The 25,008-nt window shown below is 38.3% G+C and carries 18 protein-coding genes; 12 read left to right on the top strand and 6 right to left on the bottom strand.

All coding sequences use genetic code 11. From position 1 onward, the window contains the following. Window positions 1-139: 139 nt before the first annotated feature. Complete coding sequence (locus tag ABDZ97_RS04550) at window positions 140-1,129, top strand: SDR family NAD(P)-dependent oxidoreductase (RefSeq protein WP_343785377.1); 990 nt, start codon at window positions 140-142, stop codon at window positions 1,127-1,129. Continuing rightward, window positions 1,126-2,403: a lipopolysaccharide biosynthesis protein gene (locus tag ABDZ97_RS04545; protein ID WP_343785376.1), complete on the top strand. Its 1,278-nt coding sequence runs from the start codon at window positions 1,126-1,128 to the stop codon at window positions 2,401-2,403. Before ABDZ97_RS04550 ends, ABDZ97_RS04545 begins: the two co-directional genes overlap by 4 nt. Here the strand turns inward: ABDZ97_RS04545 and ABDZ97_RS04540 are convergent, their stop codons facing one another. Beyond that, a complete protein-coding gene (locus tag ABDZ97_RS04540; protein WP_343785375.1) occupies window positions 2,404-3,690 on the bottom strand; it encodes a lipopolysaccharide biosynthesis protein in 1,287 nt (428 codons plus the stop codon). Between the two features lie 188 nt (window positions 3,691-3,878). Between ABDZ97_RS04540 and ABDZ97_RS04535 the strand changes: the two genes are divergently transcribed. From ABDZ97_RS04535 to ABDZ97_RS04500, 8 genes are all read left to right on the top strand, one after another. Further along, a complete protein-coding gene (locus ABDZ97_RS04535) occupies window positions 3,879-4,877 on the top strand; it encodes a hypothetical protein (RefSeq protein WP_343785374.1) in 999 nt (332 codons plus the stop codon). A 7-nt stretch (window positions 4,878-4,884) separates the two neighbouring features. Continuing rightward, window positions 4,885-6,027: an O-antigen ligase family protein gene (locus ABDZ97_RS04530; RefSeq protein WP_343785373.1), complete on the top strand. Its 1,143-nt coding sequence runs from the start codon at window positions 4,885-4,887 to the stop codon at window positions 6,025-6,027. Window positions 6,028-6,051: 24 nt separating this feature from the next. Beyond that, window positions 6,052-7,146, top strand: a complete 1,095-nt coding sequence (locus ABDZ97_RS04525) for a glycosyltransferase (RefSeq protein WP_343785372.1) — start codon at window positions 6,052-6,054, stop codon at window positions 7,144-7,146. Next, window positions 7,143-8,261, top strand: a complete 1,119-nt coding sequence (locus tag ABDZ97_RS04520; protein WP_343785371.1) for a glycosyltransferase — start codon at window positions 7,143-7,145, stop codon at window positions 8,259-8,261. Before ABDZ97_RS04525 ends, ABDZ97_RS04520 begins: the two co-directional genes overlap by 4 nt. Window positions 8,262-8,263: 2 nt before the next feature. Then, entirely contained in the window at window positions 8,264-9,256 is a 993-nt protein-coding gene (locus ABDZ97_RS04515) for a glycosyltransferase family 2 protein (protein ID WP_343785370.1), read from the top strand. Then, window positions 9,253-10,404 carry a DegT/DnrJ/EryC1/StrS family aminotransferase gene (locus ABDZ97_RS04510; protein ID WP_343785369.1) on the top strand — a complete coding sequence of 384 codons (1,152 nt, stop codon included), beginning with the start codon at window positions 9,253-9,255 and terminating at the stop codon, window positions 10,402-10,404. The genes ABDZ97_RS04515 and ABDZ97_RS04510 overlap by 4 nt, the downstream gene beginning before the upstream one ends. After that, window positions 10,401-11,660: an O-antigen ligase family protein gene (locus ABDZ97_RS04505; RefSeq protein ID WP_343785368.1), complete on the top strand. Its 1,260-nt coding sequence runs from the start codon at window positions 10,401-10,403 to the stop codon at window positions 11,658-11,660. Before ABDZ97_RS04510 ends, ABDZ97_RS04505 begins: the two co-directional genes overlap by 4 nt. A 147-nt stretch (window positions 11,661-11,807) precedes the next feature. Then, window positions 11,808-13,217 (top strand): MBL fold metallo-hydrolase, encoded by a 1,410-nt coding sequence (locus ABDZ97_RS04500; RefSeq protein WP_343785367.1) that lies wholly within the window; start codon window positions 11,808-11,810, stop codon window positions 13,215-13,217. A 45-nt stretch (window positions 13,218-13,262) separates the two neighbouring features. Here the strand turns inward: ABDZ97_RS04500 and ABDZ97_RS04495 are convergent, their stop codons facing one another. Further along, the gene (locus ABDZ97_RS04495; RefSeq protein ID WP_343785366.1) at window positions 13,263-13,832 is read right to left on the bottom strand and encodes a YdeI/OmpD-associated family protein; all 570 of its coding nucleotides are present in this window, start codon (window positions 13,830-13,832) and stop codon (window positions 13,263-13,265) included. Between the two features lie 139 nt (window positions 13,833-13,971). On the opposite strand from ABDZ97_RS04495, the gene ABDZ97_RS04490 reads away from it, so the two are divergent. Beyond that, complete coding sequence (locus ABDZ97_RS04490) at window positions 13,972-15,186, top strand: DegT/DnrJ/EryC1/StrS family aminotransferase (protein ID WP_343785365.1); 1,215 nt, start codon at window positions 13,972-13,974, stop codon at window positions 15,184-15,186. After that, window positions 15,183-15,773, top strand: coding sequence for a sugar transferase (locus ABDZ97_RS04485; protein ID WP_343785364.1), 591 nt, complete (start codon window positions 15,183-15,185; stop codon window positions 15,771-15,773). The genes ABDZ97_RS04490 and ABDZ97_RS04485 overlap by 4 nt, the downstream gene beginning before the upstream one ends. 64 nt (window positions 15,774-15,837) lie before the next feature. Here ABDZ97_RS04485 and ABDZ97_RS04480 read toward each other — a convergent pair whose 3' ends face one another. The 4 genes from ABDZ97_RS04480 to ABDZ97_RS04465 all read right to left on the bottom strand — a co-directional run bounded on the left by ABDZ97_RS04480 (window position 15,838) and on the right by ABDZ97_RS04465 (window position 24,918). Further along, window positions 15,838-17,985, bottom strand: a complete 2,148-nt coding sequence (locus ABDZ97_RS04480; protein WP_343785363.1) for a protein-disulfide reductase DsbD family protein — start codon at window positions 17,983-17,985, stop codon at window positions 15,838-15,840. A 10-nt stretch (window positions 17,986-17,995) separates the two neighbouring features. Then, window positions 17,996-18,427: a protein-disulfide reductase DsbD N-terminal domain-containing protein gene (locus ABDZ97_RS04475; RefSeq protein WP_343785362.1), complete on the bottom strand. Its 432-nt coding sequence runs from the start codon at window positions 18,425-18,427 to the stop codon at window positions 17,996-17,998. Between the two features lie 219 nt (window positions 18,428-18,646). Then, window positions 18,647-23,791, bottom strand: coding sequence for a putative type IX secretion system sortase PorU2 (gene porU2 / locus ABDZ97_RS04470; RefSeq protein ID WP_343785361.1), 5,145 nt, complete (start codon window positions 23,789-23,791; stop codon window positions 18,647-18,649). Between the two features lie 11 nt (window positions 23,792-23,802). Next, window positions 23,803-24,918 carry a putative type IX sorting system protein PorV2 gene (locus tag ABDZ97_RS04465; RefSeq protein WP_343785360.1) on the bottom strand — a complete coding sequence of 372 codons (1,116 nt, stop codon included), beginning with the start codon at window positions 24,916-24,918 and terminating at the stop codon, window positions 23,803-23,805. Window positions 24,919-25,008 lie beyond the last annotated feature (90 nt).

The raw sequence follows: 25,008 nt of genomic DNA, 5'->3' as shown, positions 1-25,008 counted from the left end.
TATCCATATTGACGAAAGAGGCGCATATATTGTGCCTCTTTTTATTTTTACTCCATTTCATCTGTTCACCATCAATTCCACGTCACAACCTTGTATTTGTTCTCAACAACTTGTAACTTTCCATCGCAAAAAAACAGGGATGGATCAATTAGCAGATTTTTTCAAAGATAAACATGTACTTGTAACCGGAGGAGCCGGCTTTATCGGGTCAAACCTTACCGGAAAACTCCTTGAACTAGGGGCATCCGTCCGGGTTTTTGACAATTTGGAAACAGGTCGGATGCAGAACATCGCAGAATTTGAGAATCATCCCCGATTTGACTTCTTTCGTGGAGACATCCGCAAATATGATGATTGTCTGGCTGCATTGGATAGGATCGACCTTGTTTCTCATCAGGCTGCGCTAGGTTCTGTTCCCCGTTCTATTGCTCTACCCCTGACAACTCATGATGTGAATGCTACAGGTTTTCTTACTTTGCTTGAAGCTGTAAGAGAAAAGAACATAAAACGTTTTGTATACGCCAGTTCTTCTTCCGTATATGGAGACAGCAAAATTTCACCCAAGACGATCGGATCCGAAGGCAAGTTATTAAGCCCTTACGCTGTTACAAAACATCTTAATGAAGAATATGCAGGTGTTTATAACAGATTGCATCAAACAGAAACAATAGGACTGCGTTATTTCAATGTCTTTGGTCCTAAACAAGACCCGAAAGGGGTATATGCAGCTGCGATACCCAAGTTTATTGACGCCATGCTCAGCGGAGGAGAAATAACAATTCATGGCGACGGAGAGCAGACACGGGATTTCACCTATGTTGACAACGCTGTTCGTGCCAATCTTCTGGGGCTTTCTACAACTAATACTGAAGCATTCGGGAAGGTGGTCAATGTCGCCTGTGGAGATTATTTCTCACTGAATAAAGTCATTGCATCTATCAAAGAAGCTCTTCAGGAAATGGGGAAATACCACCCCGAAACAAAGATAACCAATGGTCCGCCACGTCCGGGAGACATCAGAGATTCTTTAGCTGCTATTAGTACTACCACCGAATTAATTGGTTACAGTGATCCGATTCTATTCCATGATGGAATGGCAAAGTATCTGAAATCAATCTTTCATTCGTGAAGCTTGCAAAAAATGATTTCCTGAAATCTGTCATGATTCTCATGACTGGTACGGTTATGGCTCAGGCCATAGGCTACCTTATATCCCCTATACTCACACGGATTTATACTCCTGAACAAATGGGTGATTTAGGCGTCTATATGCGCGCTATCAGTTTTCTTTCAGCGTTAGCTTCCGCGAGGTATGAGCTGTCGCTACCTCTCCCCAAAAGTGACTCTCATTCTTATCTTTTGTACCGGCTTTCACTACGAATTGCCCTCTATACACTCGCAGGCTCTGTATTAGTTAGTCTTATTTACCTTATTACAAAGTCATTTGATCTGAATGAAGTACTGTTTATTTCTATCACATTAATCAGTTCCTTCTTTCTTGTTTTTATTAATCTCGGTACCAACTGGGCAATTCGCAAAAAACAATTCAGAAAAATCTCCAACTCACGTGTCATTAACTCACTCACATCCAATGGACTTAGATGGGTTTTCGGGCTTTTCAGTTGGGGTTCATGGGGACTTTTACTGGGTACACTGATCGGTTACATCGCTTCCAGTCTGACCTTCATGAAAGAATATTTTAGTATTGATAAAACACATCGTATATCACGCTCTAGAAAAAAGACGTTTGCGCTTGTAAGCGAATATCGCCAATTTCCTATGGTGAGCCTGCCTCACGTATTAATTGATCTGGGAAGGGATCTGCTCGTTGCTACACTAATCATTTATTTTTTCAGTAAAGACATCTTCGGTTCATACAGTCACTCTTACACGATCCTTCGACTACCCATAATGGTAATCGGCACGTCCATTGGTCAGGTCTTTTTCAACCGTTGTTCCGAAATGGTCAACCGTGGAGAATCTATCTACCAATTGCTACGAAGAACAACTTTGCTTTTGCTTGCCGTATCTATACCAGCCTTCTCCGTCATTTACTTCTTCGGCGAACCTCTTTTCGGATTCGTTTTCGGAGACAACTGGCTTACTTCCGGTTACTATTCTGAAATCATGTCTTTCTGGTTAATGACAAATTTTATTGCATCGACTGTTTCCTCAATACCTATAATATTAAACAGACAAAAGGAATTTTTTATTTTGGGATTAATTACTACTTCACTACAACTTGTAAGCTTTGGAATCTTACCTATGACACTAGGCAATTCTCCTCAGAATTTCGAAACGATACTATGGTTCGCATCAATTAGTCAAGGCATTATTCTTATTATCACCATTTTTTTTATTCTCCATTATGCACGAATCTTTAAAGCCCCCCTTACTACTTAATTAATGTCTGAATTGATTCGAAACTACTTTGTTTGCAGCAATGAATGTCACCAAATATACAAATGACATATTTACCACATAAATAGTAATCGCCGTATATGAAGATAAATTCAGAAAATCTACCAACAAAAACGTAGATACCACAAGAATAACTCTCATAATATCTAACCACAAAGCGATATGTTGCTTTTCTAGAACATCAAAAACACGAACCAGAGGACTAAAAACAAATCTAAAAAAAACTAAAACGGCCAAAATCCGAGCATACGAACCTGACTCAAACCATTCTTTTCCAAACACCCACTGGAACAATACAGGTCCGAATAAAACTAAAATAACCAAAGGAATTAGTCCTATTAGAATCATACGCTTCAAAATCTTTGCAGACTTTCTTTTCAACTCTTCCGGATTTGTTTTTCCCAAGCTCGCAGCGTCAGCGTAATAGACATCTCCTACCGCGCTTCCGATTAAAAACATAGGAAGACTTACAATTGTATGAGCCAATCCGTATAACCCAACTACATCACTTCCAAACATTGAGGCTATAAAAAAAACAGGTAATTCTAAGCCTAGTTTATTTAACACTTGAGTCGGAACAGAAAAAATAGGAAATTTTCTATATCTCCGCATTAATTTTTTCATTTCAGAATACTTAACCCCCTCCGATATACTCTTTCTTCCTTTACTAAAAAGCTCTTTGGTTAAAAGGGAATTCCCTGAAAACTCTCCTATCAACTTACCTAGTATCAATCCCAAACTTTGTAAGTTCAAATAACCAAAAACGATCTGACTAATATTCAAACTTAGTCCTCTATATACTCTCGTGACCGATAATTTCTTAAATGATTTTGTTCTAAAAACCCACTGATTAAGAATTGAATATAAGCTCGTAAATAACACGCCTAAAACAATAAAATACTTATGACCACCTAACTCAGTAGCATCAAACCAACCTAAGATTGTATCACCAAAAAAATGAAGCGCTATTAAAAGTATCAGGTTAAGTCCGACTAAAATAAATAATGATACAACTAGTAGGTTAAGAGCTTTAGAAGTGTTTTCTGCAATTGGAATAGCATACTCATATTTTAAAGCGCCAACAACAGAGAAAAAGCCAATTAACGAGTTAAATATCACATACAAGCCAAAAGCTTCGGGATCATATAACCTTGTTATTAAAGGGTATGCTAAAATACTTATCAACTGACCTATCGCCGTTCCGGATACTAAGTACAAAACATTTTTTGCGAACTCTTCCTTAAACAAGCGTTTCAAATATCCCAACATAATTAAGTGAATTGATCAATAACAAAGGTAACCGATAATAAAAACAAACTATTTTCCGACAAAAATAAAGTTGTTTACAATATTTCAACCCTTTGCAACTCTCTTACGTCTCTTAACCCAGGAAGCAAAACCCAAAACACTACGTAAGCATGAATATAACGTATCCAAACTCGAAAATAAAAAACTATGTGATCAAAATATTAAATTTGCAGATAAAATCTAGCAACATGTCCCAAAATAAAGAAGAGATGTTTTTTGTTGATCTACTTAAAACAACTGTAAAAAAGTGGAAAGTAGTACTACTTATTCTAACAACCAGTCTCCTTATAAGTTCCCTTTATTCATTCTATATTGTCAAAGTCAGTTATTTTTCTGAAGCCCAAGTTCTAATAAGTTCTGACGATGAAGTAGAAACCGAATATGGTCTTATTAAACTACCTTCAAAAAATTATCTGGATTATTTTTCAGAACTGAATAATCAAATGTTAGTTGATGCTGTGCAAAGCGAATTAAAGTTTGACAATGCTACCAAACAGGCTCTGAAAGGCATTAAATACAAAAAACAAGGATCAGATAAGTCTACAATTCAACTTTACACAAAAAGTACAGTTGAAGATTCCGAAATAGATAAAATACTTAATTTCCAATTCAAAAGTTTCATCTATTTTCTTAATTGCATCTTCACCGAAAACATGCTGGAAAGTCTTATTAACAAAAAACAAATTGAAATCAAAAATATTGATAAAGAAAATCAAATTCTTGAAGCCAGACTAAATGCCTTAGACAGTGCTTACTCCGTTGTTCCTTCGGGGACAAAAATTTCAGGTACTTATTTGCAATCAAAAGAAGTTGACCTAGAGGGAATCAGCCTTGAATCCCTTATACTTTCCGATAAAATAGAAATGCAAACCAACTATCAAAAGAAACTTTTGCTCCTGAAAGAAGTAAAAGAGCTCTCTCAGATGTCTGAAGAGTTTGATCTCAATAAATTGCTAAATAAACAAACTAATATTGTACCCTTTGATCTTTTTAATGATAAGATTCAACTCGTAAGAGGATTCTCCGAACAAAAAAAGGATCTCACAAAAAACCTAATGATTGTTTTTCTTGGATTACTTTTTGGAATTGTATTTTCAGTTGGTTTTGTTTGGGCTAAGTATACCAGAAAGATGATAACACAGGATTGAAAAGGACATGACAGATAAAATTAAGATTCATTTTGGTCTTCTTGCATTTATTTCCCTCTTATTAATTTATCCTATTGACGGAATAAAATATGTTACATCGTTTTTTCTTCCGATGCCACCATTTGGAATGATCGGTTTTATAGCCGCAAGTCTTCTAATTCCAGTTTTTTTTGCTTTTAAGAGACCTTTCCGACATACAATGATGGTCTTAATGTATCTTTTGATATGTTTAGCAATGGCATTTGCTATGATACAATCAAACCATTTTGAGATAGATGACTTATGGACATTCTTTAATACCTTTTTCATTGCTCCAACCATAGGATACTTCACCTTCTTTTTCCTGAAAAATTCACAACAGACAACCTCTATTCACAAAACACTCTCTTTTGTGCTTCTAATCCTTGCATTACTTATTGCTGTCCATTATAGTTTCAGGGGATTATTTCCTCAATCTAACTACCTGCGCATTGCAGAAGCAACAATGTTTACAGGACTTCTTTTGCTGGCCTATACCCAAAGTACTACAGAACGTTTTTTCACAACTTTCTTTATAATTATTCTTCTATTTCTTGCAGAATCCCGATTCTCCCTCTTTTCTTTCTGTATTCTTACCGGAATATATTTCTTTTTCTTATCAAAAAGATTATTGTTTTACATGCTCTCCAGCATCTCTATATTGATCATCTCCATATTACTAATCAGCCCGGACACCCTACTACAGTCCCGGTACTATCGACTTATTTTTAATACCCAAAATGATACATCTTTAAACAAAAGGGAGGAATTAACCGAATATGGGTTCCAAATAATAGAGAATAAACCTATTCTAGGAGAGTTTGCTTATCATAAAGACTTATGTAGCGGTTGCTATACACATAATGTATTCTCTTTCTGGTTTGAGTTTGGTATCTCTGGAATTATTTTTGCCGTATCTACATCTATCTTTATGATTTATACAGGTATTCAATTATTACGTTTAAGCAAAAAAGAAAAAAACAACAGTAATTTTCTGCTAGTATCAATGTTAATTATTACCTATTCTCTCATAGGAATTATGTTTTCGAAACATTGGAACTACACAACTTTTTATATAGCTTTAGGGGCTGCATTTTATTTTGCTGAGTATCGGAAATTAAAGTATAAATAACACTTCTCAAAACAAAAGACAGGTTTGAAAAACATTATATTTCACCATCCCTTACCTCTGAATTATCAGGCAAAGTCAGCCAGTGGAATCCGTCCTGTAAAAATGCTTGAAGCTTTTCAAAAATGTGGTCTTAATGTTATTCCTATTACAGGATATGGTAAAGAACGAAAAGCAGCCATAAAGAAAGTAAAAAGACAGGTAAAAAATGGGGTTAAATTTGATTTTGTCTACTCAGAATCATCCACACAACCAACGCTTTTAACAGAAAAGAATCACCTTCCGTTATATCCTTTTCTTGATTTCAATTTCTTTAACTTTTGTAAAAAAAATGATATAAAAATAGGTCTGTTTTATCGAGACATTCATTGGGTTTTTCCTTTTTATGATAAGAGAGTTTCTCTCTGGAAAAGTACAATTGCAAAATTTTTCTACAAGTACGATATTAAACAATATCGTAAATATTTATCTGTCTTATACCTCCCCTCCACACCTATGAGCAGTTATATCCCAGATTTTTCAGGAGTAATTACTAAAGAACTTCCTCCAGCTCATTCCCTATCAGAAAAAAGTCACAAAGATGAAACATCTCATTTTCCTGAGAAAAAGTTAAACTTGCTTTATGTCGGAGGTCTGGGAGAAATTTATCAGATGCAAGAGATAGTGCCCCTAATAAATCAAAATGAAAGAATTTCTTTCACGCTATGTACCAGAAAGGAAGAATGGGAAAAAAACAAGTCTCATTATAAAGAAACCAAATCAATTCGTGTTATTCACAAAAGTGGCACCGAACTTGAGCAAGAATATCAAACAGCGGATATCGCCATGTTATTTGTTAAACCTGGTGAATACTGGAAATTTGCTATTCCGGTAAAGCTGTTTGAATATATCGGTTACCAATTGCCTATTATCTGTTCTGATGAGCTTTTTATTGCTGACTTTATAAAAAGTAACAATATAGGCTGGACAATTCCTTATTCTTCTGACGCAATTATCCAATTAACCAAGGAGATTATTGATAATCCAGAATCCTATCAGGAGAAAAAAAGAAACATTACCAAAATATCTTCTAATCATACTTGGGAAGCTAGAGCAAAGCAAGTTATAAATGATCTTTCATGAAAATTTTGTTACTGGCAGATGCTAATTCAGTTCATACCATTAAGTGGGTTAATGCTCTTTTAGAAAAAGGAGTTCAAATTATTATCTATTCCCTTAATGATTATAACCGGGAGTTATACCCAGACTCTTCATACTTAACAATTGAATGTCTTTTTACTAACCAAACCAAATTAAAAAGAGGGTCAGGGGCGATCAGTAAACTTAAATATTTGAATGCCGTCCCTCAAGTTAGGAAACTGATCCGATTTCATCAACCGGATATTCTTCATGCCCACTATGCCTCTAGCTATGGATTAATCGGTGCATTATCGGGATTTAAACCCTACATAATTTCTGTTTGGGGAAGTGATGTTTTCGATTTTCCAAAGAGGAATTTTTTATTAAAAAAAGTATTAGAATTCAATTTAAAAAAAGCTGATTATATCTTTTCCACATCAAAAAGAATGGCTGAAGAAACTCAACTTTATACAAAGAAAAAAATTGAAATAACACCTTTTGGGGTCGACCTCGACCTCTTCAAAAAACAAGAAGAACCCAAAACGTCTCCACAAATAACGATAGGAACGATTAAATCTCTCTACCCTGTTTATGGAATTGATGTATTAATTGAAGCTTTTTATTTATACACGACAAAGCATCCGGAAAAAGACATAATACTCCAAATTGGAGGTGCAGGCTCGGGTGAAGCTGAATTAAAACAACTTGTTTCGAAGCGAAAATTAAATAATAAAGTAGTATTCAGAGGCTTCATTCCTCAGAAAGAAGTTCCCAAAGTCCTTTCTTCTTTTGATATATATCTCGCTTTATCAAGACAGGAAAGTTTTGGTGTTGCTGTTGTAGAAGCTATGGCTTGTGAAACTCCTGTTATTGTTACCAATGTAGGAGGTCTTCCAGAAATTGTTACGCACAACTATTCCGGAATAGTCGTTCAATCAGAAGAGCCTCTGGAAGCCTGTAATGCCATTGAAAAACTACTAGCAAATAAGGATATTACCAATCAATATGTTAAAAATGCCTTATCTTCCGTTCGAGAGAGGTATGATTGGAAAGCAAATGTAGATCTTATGGTCTCGCTCTATCAAAAAGTAATTGCAGATCAAAAAAATATGTCTTAAAGATGATCACTGTATCCATAATAATTCCCTGTCTGAATGAAGAGAAATACATTTCAAAATGTCTATTATCGATAGTGAATTCCGACTACCCGATGGACAATGTTGAGATCCTTGTGGTTGATGGCGCTTCAAATGATCGTACACCTGACATAGTTAAAGCTTTTGCTGAAAAATACACTAATGTGAGACTAATATCTAACTCCAAAAAAATTGTTCCGGTCGCAATGAATCTGGGGATAAAGAATGCTTTGGGGAGTATTATTGTAAGGCTAGATGCTCACGCTGAGTATCCACAAAACTATATTTCAACTCTTGTTGAATGGAAACAGAAACTGAACGCCACCAATATAGGTTGTCCCATCAAAACTAAAGTCATACATAAAACAGCTAAAAGCACTGCCATCATTACTGTTTTATCCAGCAAATTTGGTGTAGGAAATGGTTTATTCAGAACCGGCGTCTCAGAACCTGTAGAGGTTGATACGGTTCCTTTCGGATGTTTTGACAGAGAATTTGTCCTGAAGATTGGTGGATACAATGAAAAACTTATTCGCAATCAGGACATCGAATTAAATAACCGGATCATCAAAAATGGAGGTAAAATCATACTTATTCCCTACACTTCATGCACGTATTATGCTCGTGAAAAATGGACGTCTATAGCCAAAAATAATTATGAAAACGGAAAATGGAACTTAAGAACCGTTTATATTACAAACGATTTTGCATCACTAAGTCTGCGCCATTTTATTCCGTTACTGTTCCTATTATCCATTATACTTCCCTCCCTAGCCTCATTGCTGTATACTCCCCTTCTTTTATTATCCGGCGTCTCAGTGGGAATGTATCTTTTGCTCTACAGTTTTATTACATTACGCACACAAAAGCAAGGAACTAATTTCTTTTATGTGCTTTGGACATTTTTAGTCCTCCACCTTTCTTATGGTCTGGGTTCTTTAATAGGTTTATTTTACTTCAAAGATTTACAAAAATGACAGCTCCAGAGAAATACAAAAGACAAATAGCTGCTCGTCTTCAGGCAAGTCCGGATCAGATTAATCTTTACTGGAAAGGTCGTGTTGCTCTTTATGCTCTGTTAAAAGCCATGGGGATTCAATCCGGAGATGAAGTGATTGTACCCGCGTTTACATGTGTAGTCGTCCCGAATGCGATTCTGTATCTGGGTGCAAAACCGGTTTACGTAGATATTCATCCGCAAACACTTAATACGACTCTAGATCATATAAAGCAGGCGATAACTCCGGCTACCAAATGTATCATCATTCAAAATACATTTGGACTTTCCTGCGAGGTAGAAGAAATTATAACTTTCGCCCGGTCATCCAATATTCAAACGATCGAAGACTGTACGCATGGATTTGGCGGTTTATACAATGGACAACCCAATGGCTCCTACTGTGATGCTGCATTTTACTCAACCCAATGGAACAAACCTTTCTCGACAGGAATCGGAGGTTTTTCTCTGGTAAAAAACAGTGAACTACAAACAAAAGTGGAAGCGATTAATGCGGAGCTTATTTCTCCTTCTCTGAAACAACGAAAGGTACTGAGTGCACTGATACAGTTTCGCAAATACCTGATTCATGATTCTACTTACTGGACGTTGTTAAAGTTATACCGTTATTTGAGTAAAACCGGACTTGTAGTAGGCTCTTCTTCGGATGATGAGTTAACAACCATCCAACAACCGGAGAAGTACTTCATGAGTGCTTCGGAAGAACAAATTAAAGCAGGAGTAAAAGCTCTACCTCATCTTGAAAGTGATCTGGCATTACGAAAGAGAAACGGCTTTGCGTATAACGACTATCTGCGTACCAAAGGTAAGTGGAACTATCCGGATCATGTACTTTCTAATCATTCATTTCTTAAATTTCCGATCTTTGTTAAAGACAGGGAAAAGTTCCTTCTCCTTGCCGAAAAGAATAAAATACGATTAGGAGACTGGTTTCTCTCACCTATACATCCCGTTCCGGAAAACTTCAGGCTTTGGGAGCTACAGGTGGCTGACTTTCCTGTCGCAGAAGAACGTTCAGCGCATATATTGAATCTCCCGACAGATACAAATAATTGTGAACGGGTACTCCAATTTTTAGAACAACATATAGATGAATTAATCGAATGATATTTCAAAAAATCATAGGACGAGAACCCGGTTCGGCAGTTCAATTCCCCATCGGAATTTATCTTTTCGCATTTCTGATCCCCTTTAACCCAAAATGGTATGGGATGGCAATTCTTTTCTTTGCTGTTGAACAGATTTTTTGTGCAATCAAGTATAAACAGCGATTTTCTTTCCGTGATTTAATTGACCCCGGGAAGCCGTATTTTTACCTGGTACTTTTTTGGATTTTACATCTATCGGGGCTTCTCTATTCCGACAACATGGCATTTGGATGGAGTGACATCGGAATGAAAGCTTCATTCATTCTATTTCCCGTATTATTTCTACTTTACCCGTATCGCGTACCGTTATCCTCCTTCGGTAAAATATTCATTTACGGAGCTTTGATTACGATAACGATCGATTTGATCGTTGCATTCTACAACTATCATTACCACGGAGGGTATATTTCCTATTTCTTTGATTCAAGGCTTTCCTATTTCATGCACAGAAGTTACTGGGCCACATATTTAATAATCGCTTACATCTTCAGTACACATGAAGTATTTAGTGCACAAAAACATCGAGTTTTATACGGATTCTTCTCTTTCCTATTCTTTGGAGCTGTTCTTATGACAGGGTCTAAAATGGGATTCATTATTCTTATACTGGTTACACTGGCTCTTATTATTCGTTTAATGCTAGTCAAACGAAAAGTTGTGTTGGGAAGCATCATTTTACTGACTGTGACCTTAATTACTATTTTAACTCTTCTATTCAGCCCTTCTCTGTCATCCAGAGTCAAGGCTTCTCTCCGCACACTTGTTCATCATGAAAACCTGGATGTAAAATCTGTAGAAAGTAATACGGCAAGGCTTCTCATGTGGGAAACAGCTACTGAATTAATCAAAGAAAACCCTATTCTCGGTATGGGAACCGGAGATATTAAAGATCAACTACAACAACGCAATTACGAAAAAGGTTATATTGGAGTCGCTGAACTGAACCTGAATGCTCACAACCAATTTCTGAATACTTATCTTGCTATTGGATTACCCGGGTTTCTTGTACTTCTACTTCTATTTATTATTTCCTATATCAGAGCTTCAGGAAGTCTTTCATTCATAAAACGACTTATTTGTATCAGCCTCTTTCTCTCTCTTCTTACAGAATCATTTCTGGAAACACAAGCCGGAATAATTCCAGTTGCATTTTTGCTCAGTCTGTTGCCAAATCTGATAAGCTCTCCTCCTATTGAAGGTGGAAAACTGTCATAAAATGCGTATTTTAGCTCTCGTTTGAAATAAACTGAGCAACGGTTAGATAGAAATATGAAGATCTGTGACGAATATCACTTTTTAAGCCCTGAAAACTTTCGATCTTTGTACCGTTGATTGAAATTATTCACAAGAAAAATAAAAGATATGAAAATAGAACAAATTTATACAGGATGTCTGGCTCAGGGAGCGTATTACATTCAGTCAGGGAATGAAGTTGCTATCATAGACCCACTTCGTGAAGTACAACCCTACATTGATCAGGCTGAAAAGAATGGAGCAACGATCAAATATATTTTTGAAACGCATTTTCATGCCGACTTTGTTTCCGGACACAAAGATCTCGCATCTAAAACAGGTGCTCAAATCGTATTCGGGCCAACACAAATGCAACTTGGTTTTGATGCAATTATCGCTGAAGATAATCAGGTTTTCAAATTAGGAGACATTGAAATTAAGGTGATTCACACCCCCGGACACACAATGGAAAGCAGCTGTTTCCTTTTATCTGATGAAAACGGGAAAGAAGTCGCTATTTTTACAGGAGATACACTCTTTATCGGAGATGTAGGTCGTCCGGATCTTGCACAAAAAGTAGTGAAAGATCTTACTCAGGAAAAGCTAGCCGCTCACCTGTACGATTCACTTCACAATAAGCTTATTCCTTTGTCAGATGATCTAATTGTTTATCCTGCACATGGAGCAGGATCTGCCTGTGGGAAAAATATGAGTAAGGAAACTTCTGATACATTGGGAAATCAAAAGAAAACCAATTATGCTCTTCAACCGATGACAAAAGAAGAGTTTATTAAAGAAGTACTTACAGGTCTGACTCCTCCTCCGGGATATTTCCCTCAGAATGTCTTGATGAATATCAAAGGATACGACAGTATTGACGAAGTACTGGAAAGAGGTACAAAAGCTCTTTCTCCCAAGGAATTTGAAGCAGTAGCTAACGACCGCGATGTTTTAATGCTAGATACACGTGCTCCGCAAACTTTTGCGAAAGGCTTCATTCCAAACTCAATCAATATCGGAATTGACGGAAGCTTTGCTGTATGGGTAGGAACACTTATCCCGGATGTAAAACAAGAAATTCTGGTTATCGCTGATGAAGGAAGGGAAGAAGAAGTTATTACCCGTCTTGCCCGCGTAGGATATGATCATGCTATCGGATACCTTAAAGGCGGCTTTGATGCGTGGAAAAAAGAGAATTTTGAAGTCGATACCATCACTTCCATCTCGGCTGAGGAATTTGCGGAAGTAGAGTCACCTACAATTCTTGATGTCCGTAAAGCAAGTGAATATCAAAGTGAGCATATTATCGGGGCTGAAAATGCTCCTTTGGACTACCTGAATGAAAGTATGCTAAAGGTAGATAAGAATAAAACCTACCATGTGCATTGTGCAGGAGGGTACCGTTCTATGGTATTCATCTCAGCATTAAAAGCACGCGGATACGAAAATCTTATTGATGTAAAGGGCGGGTTTAAAGCAATAAAAGAATCTGAAAAGTTTCAGATTTCAGATTATGTCTGCCCAACAACATTATTGTAATAACAAATTTGTTGTGATATAGAAAAGCCGGTGTTACCGGCTTTTTTATTTCTGCTTTTTGTACCTATCATTCAGACCTTTTCCTTCCACTATCATGGGAACTATTTTTTCCAATCGTGTTTGCTTCGTTCGCAATTGTTTAGCTGAATCAATGTATTCACAATATTCGCGTTGTCTCCCTGGTGTGAGAACTTCAAAGGCTTCCTTGAGTGTCTTATCCTGACTAAATACATCCTGAAGAAAGGCAGGGATCTCCGTTTTCTTTGTTTCAGGAGTATATCGGATTCCCATCTTTTCATTTTCAAGAGCTTCGTTACAATACTCCAAAAGAAGGGCTGTGTCAATTTCATCTAACGAAGTATAGCGTAGTTGTCGTAAAGCTTTTGTTTTTGACTCCTGTGCATTACTAAGTAATTTATGGGAATCCTTGAGAAAAACACCATTGTAAAACCAAACTCCTACATAGGATTTAAATACGGCAACCCCGACAACATTTTTTCCATTACAGGTGTAAACAGGAATACCCCATTTGATTTCTTCCTGCATTTCTGTCTGTGCCAGCACCGACTTTATCAGTGCTATCGCTGCCTCCTTCCACACTATACCTTCTCCCATACCAACTCCTTTCCTCTCAAAGATACGCTGATTTATCTGTTTTCGATACCACCCGATCTTCCGGATACGTTTAATAATCCTCTACAGGCTATATCAACATTCATTCTTTTCTCTAAATTTGCCAAAAAATACTGTTATCATGATTCCATTTTCTCCCCCTCGTATTGACAAGCGCGTAATTGATGAAGTTACCAAAGCTTTAGAGAGTGGCTGGATCACAACCGGTCCCCGCACAAAGGAATTCGAAAAAAAGATTTCTGCCTACTGCGGAGTGGAACATACAGTAGCGGTAAGTTCGTGGACAGCCGGAATGGAAGTAATGTTAAGATGGCTGGGAATTACTGAAGGGGACGAAGTGATTCTTCCCGCTTATACCTATTGCGCAAGTGCAAATGTAATTCTGCACTGCGGAGCAAAACCGGTTATGGTCGATCTAAATACATCTGATTTCAATATTTCAGTTGACGCGATACGTAAAGCTATCACTCCCCGGACAAAAGCTGTAATGGGTGTTGACATAGGCGGTTTCCCATGTGACTATGACGAAATTTATAATCTTGTCAATGAAGAGGGTATCCGCTCGCAATTCATCCCTGGGAACGAAATTCAAAAACAGTTAGGTAGAATTGCCGTATTATCTGACGCTGCACATAGTTTTGGAGCAAAATATAAAGGTCGTACTTCCGGAAGTCTGGCAGACATTACTGTGTTCTCTTTTCATGCTGTGAAGAATCTGACAACCGCAGAAGGTGGTGCTATTTGTCTGAATATGCCAAGCCCCTTTGATAATGAGCAAATCTATAAGGATCTCTGCATAAAAATACTGCACGGGCAATCAAAGGATGCCCTGGCTAAAACGCAAAAAGGGAACTGGCGGTATGATGTGGTAGAACCAGGTTTCAAGTGTAATATGACTGATATTCAAGCAGCCATCGGACTGATCGAATTAGAACGTTATGACTCAGAAAATCTTCCGCGAAGAAAAGAGATTTTCGACAGATACGAAAATGGTTTTAAAAACGATTCCTGGGCTATTTTACCACCCCATACAACAGAGGAAAAAACTAGTTCGTATCATTTATACCTGTTGCGTATTGATAATATAACGGAAGGAGAACGCGACCGTATCATGCAGGAAATTTTTGATCAGGATGTCTCTGTTAATGTACATTTTCAGCCGCTACCGATTCTAACAGCGTATAAGAATCTGGGGTATTTAATTGAAGATTTTCCGGAAACGTGGAACAAATACCACAATGAGATTTCATTACCTGTGTACTATGATTTAAGTGACGAACAGGTCGATCAGGTTATCGGAGCTGTTAAACGTGCCGTACATCAGGTAAAAGGGTGAAAAGGTGTTTTGACATAGTAGTCTCTCTGATCATTCTTTCTGTTTTTCTTCCTTTTGGAATACTGATTGCGCTTGCCATTAAGCTCGATTCGAAAGGGACTATTTTTTATCGGCAGGAACGGGTAGGGAAAAACGGGAAAGTATTTCGGCTATTGAAGTTCAGAACTATGCGAACAGATGCCGATAAAGCAGGAAAACTAACCGTTGGAATGCGTGATCCCCGGATTACCCGTATCGGTTATTTCCTTCGTAAAACGAAACTGGATGAATTCACTCAATTCTGGAATGTTCTCATCGGTGATATGTCTATTGTCGGTCCCCGTCCGGAAGTGCAGGAATACGTTAATCTGTATACTCCACAGCAACGCGAGATATTAACCGTTCGCCCGGGAATTACAGACTATGCTTCGCTTGAATATTTCCATGAAAATGAAATTCTCGGAGCAGCTGAAAATCCGCGGGAAACATATATCCATGAGGTTATGCCCGCAAAGTTAGATCTTAACAAAAAATACCTGCAAAACCCAACACTTTTGCATGATTTAAAACTCATGTGGATGACCTTTGTGAAGGTATTGAAAGGATAAAACAACCCATAAAAAAAGCGGGAGATTAAAAATCTCCCGCTTCTTATTTAGAATCAAATTCTATCTACTCCATAGTACTTTGGTACTTCTTGTAGTTTTCAATTCCTTTGCGAAGGAAAGAAAGGTAATTCCCAATATTAGGCTCATACCCCAATGGTTCAGAAAGGTCACTTCCGTCCCAGTGCGTCATTACATATAACGGCTGCGAGATTTGTCCATATTTACCAATCTGGAAATCTGACCATTTGTTCCCCACTGTCTTCATTTTTCCACCCAGGTTTTCTGAATATACTTGCTCGTCTTCCGGTAACTTTTCTCTGTCATCACAATACAGCGAAGCAATTACTACTTCGTTTTGAAGTATCGGGCGAATTTTATCATTAGTCCAAACCGTTGATTCCGTCTTGCGGCAATTGGCACATGAATGTCCTGTAAAGTCTAACAGAACCGGCTTATCTACCTTTGCCGCATATTCCTGCGCTTTTTCAAGATCATGAAATACAAGGATAGAACCATCTCCTACTTCGTGCATATATGAGCGGTATTCCGTAAACAAATCAGTTACCTCAAACTCCGGATTTCCTTTCACAAAACGGAAATTATCTTCTGAATGTGTTCGTGGTGGTGCAACTCCGTCAATCATTGACAAAGGTGCTCCCCACATACCCGGTAATAAATAAACAGCAAAAACCAAAGCTGTTAAGGCAAACATAAAACGCGTTACCGTAAGTTTCTCAACCGGCGAATCGTGCGAGAACTGAATCTTACCCAACAGATAAATCCCAATGATTGCAAAAACAACAACCCAAACTGCCACAAAGATTTCGCGTGTAAGAATATCCCAATGATAAGCGAGATCAACCATACTCAGGAACTTCATCGCCAATGCAATTTCAAGAAGTCCCAAAACCACCTTAACACTATTCAACCAACCTCCCGACTGCGGAAGATTTTTTAACCAACTTGGGAATATGGCAAACAAAGTAAATGGAAGAGCCAACGCAGTTGCAAAACCGCCCATAATGACCGCGGGGGCAATCACAGAGCCGGAAGCGATTGCTTCTACAAGTGCTGTCCCCACAATTGGTCCTGTACAAGAGAAAGAAACCAGAACGAGGGTTATCGCCATAAAGAATATCCCAATAAGTCCTCCTCTATCTGCCTGGGCATCGGTTTTATTAATCCATGAAGTTGGAAGTTGGATTTCGAAAGCACCCAAAAAAGAAAAGGCAAAAATGATGAAAATAGCAAAGAATATCAGATTCAGCGTAGCACTCGTAGAGACCTCATACACAACAGAAGCATTATCTGTAAGAAGATTAATCAGCAATCCGATGGAAACATAAATAACGATAATTGACAATCCGTAGATGACTGCATTTCCTATTCCTTTCGCCCGCGATCCGGACTGCTTGGTAAAAAAGGTTACTGTCATAGGAATCATTGGGAAAACACAGGGTGTAAACAAAGCTGCTAATCCAGCACCAAAACCGCCCAGGAAAATCAACCATAAATTCACTTCTTTCTCGCTACTCGCATCTTTTGAATTATCAATCGGAACAAAGGCCTTACTCTCTTTCTTCGCTGTTTTTGCTACACTATCCGATGGTGCAGTAACAACCGATTCGTCTGAAGAAGCTGTTTTATCAGATGTAGAATTTTCTTCTGTTTGTGAAGAATTATCACCTGTTTGTTCTTTAGTTCCGGCAGGTTTAACAGCTCCACAGTTGGTATTTGCCCTAATTTTAAACGTATGATCCGGTGCCGGAGGAAATAGACAGCCATTCTCGTCACAAATCTGGAATTCGTACTCCATTTTAACGTCAAACTCTCCGTCTGTCTTTAACTTAATTCGTTGCGAAAAAGTAACTTGCTTTTCATGGTAAATCTGTTCTCCAAAATCATCTTTAAATACAATAGGTTTCTTAGACTCCTTTACCTTTCCAACCAAATCATAAGACGCATTTTTTGAAAATGTCAGTGTAGTCGGCATTCCGATAAAATCTGCTTTATCCGGATCGTGTGTTATCGAAAAGATATGCCAATGTTCAGCCAATTTTGCAGTAGCGTTCAACGTTGCTTCACAATTATCGTGGTAATCTACAGAAAAACTCCACGTAACATAATTCTTCCAACTGTCTCCAGGTTGACCGAAAGCCATTACACTGAATAGTACAGCAAAAAAAGATGTTATCATTTTAGTGTATGTCATAATTCAATTTCTATTTTTTGACCGTAATTTCAAATTTCACTTCTGTTGGAGGCAAACAACTCTGGTCATCGCATACCATGTAATATACCGATCCGGAAAGAACGGTATCCTTTTTCACTTTTACCTTCTGAGTAAAAGTCACAGCTCCTTCAAAATAATCAAGATTGGCACCAAAATTTGCGTCATACGCTTCTACCGCTTTCGGTTGTTGAACTTTACCAACAACTGTTGCATGTTGATTTTTCTCAAACTCAAACGTGGTAGGAATCGGTCCAATATCATTTTTTAATACCTGGGAGTACAAGTGCCAACCCTCTTCAATATCAGCGTGAATTTTCACCTCTTTTGCCTCCTGATCATATTCATACGACCAGGAAACATTGTTTTGACCATACGCTACAACGCTAGCAAATAAAAACAGAAAAAAAGTTATTTGTTTCATGAATTAGGGAAACCGGATTTGTAAATTATAATCTCCCTCAAAGTTAGCTAATTTCTCATGAAAAAGCAGCTTATATTAAAACCGATTATTGCACTTCCAAATCTGATTTTAACCTAAATTTTGTTAAACAGGGATAATTTAAAAAAAACTAAAAGACTGATAAACAACTATTAAAATAAAAAGAAGCCATTAACAAACATTGAATTCCCATTCCAAATGTTAACGAAGCAAATACATTTTTCCGAATTCTTTCTTAAAGAATTGATCAGCTCCTGAATCTCTATGCTTTATCTTATCCCCATCCAAATCGGTCAACACCCGGTACAAATACACTCCATTCGCCAAAAGATCTCCGAATTCGTCTCTTCCATCCCAGGCATATTCTGTAATATTCCGACCTATACGTACTGGTCCCAATTCATTCATAGTGATTTCACGAACAACCTTCCCGGTCACAGTCATAATTTGAATAATCATATGATCCGGAACTCTGTCTCCTGTTAACGTAAATACGAACTTTGTACTTGTACTAAACGGATTGGGATAGTTCATCAGATACGTAATCGTAGATTCATGAATAATCTCAAAACCGATTCTATATTCAAGATCTCCGGATAAATTACCGGAAAGGTCGGTACCTTGCACCAACAACATATATTCTCCATCAACCGGAAATTCTCCGTGGTAAATAATCTTAAACTTATTATAACTATCAGAAGCCGGAATCCAATCCATCACTTGTCTCCCATCTCCGTCAATAAAAGGGATTCTCTTTTGGACACCGTCCGGATGTCTCAGGTAAACTGCAAACAGAGAAGTATCTGCATCCTGACTCATTAAAAGGAAAGGATTCTCATCCTTTAGTGAAATTACAATTTCACTTTTCGGACTTACGATATCTCCATTCAAAATATGTACTCCATCAAAGGTAACATCCAGTAGCGGGTTAATATTATCTTTTGACACAAAGAAAGGGATTTGCAAAATGTTGTTAAAGTGGAACTGTTCAGGCTGATCCGTTACAACAGTACTTCCCATAACATACGGGTTGACTTCCATCCAGAGTGAGTTCAGTCCGGACATTCCATACGTCTCAAACGTAATGGTATCCCTCAAAACCTCTCCTATTCTCAACGAATCCTGTCGGGGATAAGTTATCGGAACAATCTCCTGATTCTGATTTTGCACCCAATATTTTACCAATAAAGAATCCATGTGTCGCTCACTGATATTTCTAACATCAACTGCAAACGAAAGTGATGTTCCCTCCGGGACTGTATCCGAACTCGCAGACCAATAGAAACCATTTGTTCCGTCAATAGCAGCTTCCGGAAGCTGCTCATACAACACATGCCAACGATCGATCTGAGCGGGCGTGAGGAAAGATTTATCTTCATAACGTGCTTCCAGACGTAAATAAGGCATTATAGATGCATCCATAAGGTTATACAGATTGATAATTGAATCATTCCGTGTAAACATGGTGTCTATAACAGACTGTACGTTCCCATATATATCCAACCCTGAAATCAAGAGTCTTGTTGTATCACCTAGCGGAACTTCCAATGGGTCCTGTTTCCAGTATACTGCTTCCCACGAAGCGGCCGGACCTATCAATAACGATCTTTCCTGACCAAAGTAATCCACTCCAAAAACCGGAGCACTCAATGAAATTAATTCTCCGGCAGCTTGTGCCACAACCTCTTTATTATATACATCTGTTCCCTTTTTTCCAAAGAAGATAAATGCCCGATTATCTCTTCCCTGATACACAGAGTCAGACCCTAGTGCCTGAAACACATTGTAGACTTGTGGATACAGTGCATCCCATGAGGTGTAGTCCGCTCGAATGGTTGAATAGATCAATACATATGCACTATCCGGAACTTCATTCATTATCATATTCTCAAACGCCTGAAGTTGCTGCAGGGAATTTTGTCTGAAAACGAAATATCCTTCCGGACGCTCCCGACATGGCGGTGAGTTGCTAAGATCATTTGCATTATTGAAGTTCTTATCAGAATTGACTTCCTGCCCGTTTTGGATTCCCCGGGAGTACCATGGTTCCAGTGTAATGGGATCTAAAACGGCAACATGTAACGAAGGAGATGTACCACACATATCATAGTCGATCATCGTATTATTGATGAACCATTGTGTCTCAGAGAATGTCGTTACATTACTTGCATTATCCCAGACGTCACACTTTACAGTACCACTGTACGTTTCAAAATCTTTTTGACGAATTGACCTGTCATAATCCAAAAAAGTAAAGGTATTTTTCTTGAACTGGAAGAAATGATCCTGCCCCCATCCTTCTTTATCATGGATATACTGAAATGAGTTCTCTCTCCAATCCGGATCAGATCCCTCAAGTGCTACACGCCAGAAATACACCATACTATCGGCACACACTAAAGGAGAGACACTTCCTGAATTACTACTTCTCCATTCTGAAGGAAGTACTTCTTTCACCCCCCCTTCTCCTGAAACTAGTGCATACTTGCGGAATGGAGAGTTAAAAAGATCTGTTGTATCAATCTCAAAACGATAGGTATTAAATTCAGCAACAGGATTTACTGTTGAAGCCTTGATCACAACGCTATCGCGTGGTACCACAGCAAAATCGTAGGGTAAAACAGGAACTATTCCATCCACATCTATAAAAAATGTCCGAACAATCCGGTTATTGTCGACCTCATCATATTGTTCCGGTATATAAGATGGAATATCTACTGAAACTTCAAACTGGTTCAGTCCTACCGCAACATTTGGCTGCAACGGCATTGTAAAAACAACCGTGTCTATATAATCCAAACGAGGAATCACTTCTCTGTATAATGAGTCTACCGATTGCCCCGGGAATTGTCTCCGCACTTCAACATTTATGGAATCAATGATCGATTGCCCCAAATTTTTAACCACCAGTTTCAGTTCAAACTCATCTACACTTAAATCAAGTTCAGTGGGTGAAAAAGAAATGCTTTGTTCTGTTATTTCAATTTCAGGATTATTGTGCGGATTAACTTTCACCAAAGGATCACCATGCAGCGTCATCTGTGTACAGGTAGTTTCCATAATGAAATTACCGATGGTATTCTGTACCTGCATCACTGTTGACCGAATTTGCTCACCTAGACCGGAACCGTACGAGTTCTTTGCAAACTGTCTGTAAAATTCATTCGAATAGGTATGGAGATAAGAAGCAAAACCCAACTTTACCGTAGATAAAAATGCTATTGCTCCTTTCTCTGGTATAAGTACAAATTTTTCGGAAGCAGAGGGGGCATTCGGCAAAAAGATATCTCCTGTATAGCAGGCATTACCGATTACCAAAGGATAACGTCCGGAATTATTCCAGCTATCCGGTTCGTCAATATTTATTTCAAACCCTCCGGGTGCAGCATGTGAAAAAAACGTCATCACTGAAACGCCTTCGTCTATTCTTTCTTTCACCTCATTCAATAATACCGGATCAAACGGGTCTGAACTCTCTTTAATATAGGTATGTACATAGCCGCCAAATTTTTCCCGTTCCGGATGTACTTTCATATTTTCCAGATAACTGCGTATCGTACTGATTTCACCCGGTGAAGAACCTCCACCAAAATGAAGTACGTGTTTCTGCCAGTCCTTGGAGGCAGAGTTGTAAATACTAAACGGATCTTGTTCTAATACACTCTCCTGTACTTTAGAAAGATACACCAGTACTTCTTCATTGGAATTAGCAGCAATACGTCCGGTAGGAATCAAAGGTTCCCAGTGTGTTCCTTCCAAACCTGCGGTAATACAGATATCAGAAGACGGATAACCAAACGACGGAATCAAATTATCTCTAAATGAGGTAATGCTTTTTCTTGCTCCGGCAATTGATCCAGAACCTTCATTGGCTTCGCGAATACCTTTTCCTATAAGAAACAAAGCCAGAGGCTTTGCAGACGACAAGTTATAAGCCAGGTGAGCGAATCGTCGTACTCCCAACACATGTTTTTCAACTCCTCCTCCAAATTGCAGGTACAATTCATCCGCATTAACAAAAACGACATTGTAGTTACCTCCGGTTGAACTCTGGCGATAATCCCGATACTGGGTTGCTGATTGAGCTAACCGGGACGGATAGATCATTAAAACAGAACTTTCGTAGTTCTGCGTCATATAATTTGTAAAAAAGCCATTCCCGTTTACTGCCTGAAAACCACCTGAAACGGAACGAATTGCTTCTTCAGTGACTACAATCATGTGTTGAATACCGTTCACTGAATTTGGAACGACTGCATATCGTGTGCCTGAACCAACAATAGGAATTCTTCGTGGAACGGTTCCTCCCCAAACATACCCTACCGGGTTTGTCCCGACAAAATTAAGTAGCTCTAAACGGGACTTTGCTGTTGTCCCTTGCTCCAGCCTAAATTTCAGAAAACGTCCATCAACAGACAAATTTCTCGGGTATTCGATTTGTCCATACGTAAACGCCTGATAATCGGTCGCCGCCCCCAAATCATTAACAATCGACATATTAATAACAGCGTTGGGACCTGTAAGCAATGAAGAACTGAAGCTCTTTGTACTTCTGATCTGTTTATACCCATTAAACAGCGTATCCACCATAAGACTTCCATTAAAGGACAAGCGCAAATGATGATTATTTACTCCACTGGCAGCGGCATTAGAATTGGATGTAACTTTAGCATGAACTATGGATGATGGAGCTCCGGAACCTGTGTAGTATCCGGGAATAGGCATGGAAAAATTTTGTGAAGCTCCATTTGGGACACCGTTAGCATGCCCGTTTCCCCATCCTTCTCCATCTACAAAAAAAGAAGAACTTGAACCCGCTTCCTTTCGTCCATCCAGATAAAAGTTGTTCGGACTGACAATGGATTTGCCCCAAACATAAGGACTTACCGGCCAGGTTGAATAATTTACATCTGTTTCCTGAACATATCTTTTCCCTAAAGTATTGGTTGTCCAGGACAAAAAGTAATGTAACGTATCATTATAAAGGCTATAAGCCGGATTAGCACTAGCATCCGGGTTTTGGTATAAAATCGAATCAATCCACCCTGTGTTTTTTTCAGCGTAAAACTCGATATACTCTCCTGCTTCAAATACGCCGTTTCCGTTATCCTGTACATATACAGGAAGCTCTTTCTCTTTTCCGAAAATCTGAATTCTGTTGACCGGTACTGTTTCTATTGGGACTCCTGAATTAACAAGATCTTCCTGATAAATCCGGTATACTCCGTCTTCCCAGATCTTAAATGCGTAGTATCTTTGACTATAATCAATCCATTCATTACCAAACACCTGGGCAAATGATGGAATCATTGATAAAATTGCGACAAGTAGTAAAATTACTCGCATAGGCTAACGATTTAAGTGTCTTCGGCTTTCTTTTTGCCTTTAGGTTTTTTCAAGTCTAATTTAAGGGAAATTACGTGAGAATACAAAGCTACAGATGCATCACCTATATCTGTAAAAGCATAATCCACGTGTACTCCTTTAAAATGAACTCCTAAACCGATATTGGGTTGAAAAGTTAATTGCCGGCTTTCATCAAAGTTGGTAACATACTGGAAATTACCAAATCCACAACGTACGGCTACAATGTCTTTAAATCCGATCTCTACACCAATATGCGGATCAAAACTCACTACGTTTGTTGGAAGGAGAACATTACGCCTTCCGTCTGTTGTCATATCAACGTCGATCTCAGATAATCCGTAAAATCCTTTTCCAAAATCCAGTTTTCCCTGAGCAGCAAAAATCAATCGCGGTAATGTCAGCTCCAAGCCATTTTCAGGCAACTCGTTACCTGTCGCCTGAAAAACCTCTTTTGTAACATCATCCAACGTAAATACCCAGGCATTAAACGTTGAGGTTATATCTCTTGCTACGATTCCAAATTTCCAGTTCTTTTTATGCTCATATTTTAATCCTGCATCCAATCCGAATCCCCAGGAATGAGCAAAATCTCCTACTTTTCTGTAGATCACTTTAAAAGTTCCTCCCAAACTCAAACCGGCAGGAGCCAGTTTTCTCGCATAGGACAACATAAATGCATAATCAGCAGCCGTAAATGTTGTAATCCGATCATAGTCTATATTTCCTTGATTATCTATCAATTGGGTCGTATTCGGAATATCATCTACACCGAAACGAATAGCTGTAAATGCCAACGTACTTTTTTCATCAATCGGATAAGCAAGCCCAAGATAATCGTATTTGGCTATTCCTGCGAAATATTCAGAGTGCATCAAGGCTCCCTGAAGCCATGTTTTCACACCTGTAAGCCCGGCAGGGTTCCAGTAAGCCGAAGTAACATCATCAACCCCTGCCACTACAGAATTAGACAAACCTAAAGCTCTTGCCCCAACACCAATCTGGAGGAATTCATTTGAGTATTTAGGCGCTAAGTCACTTTGAGAGAAGCCAAGCTTTGAAAATAAAAGTATGACACCAATGATGGTAAACCTTAGGTATTTCTGCATTATACAATTCTTTATTCACTCCAATTAACTTGATTTTTGATAAATAATTGTGTTTCACCCTTAAAATCAAGCTAATCACCGAAAATACAG

Origin of the sequence: Wandonia haliotis, from assembly GCF_039523435.1 — a bacterium.
Classification (GTDB): Bacteria; Bacteroidota; Bacteroidia; order Flavobacteriales_D; family Crocinitomicaceae; genus Wandonia; species Wandonia haliotis.
Note: the sequence above shows the minus strand (reverse complement) of the source record. Positions and strands in the feature narration are given on the sequence as shown.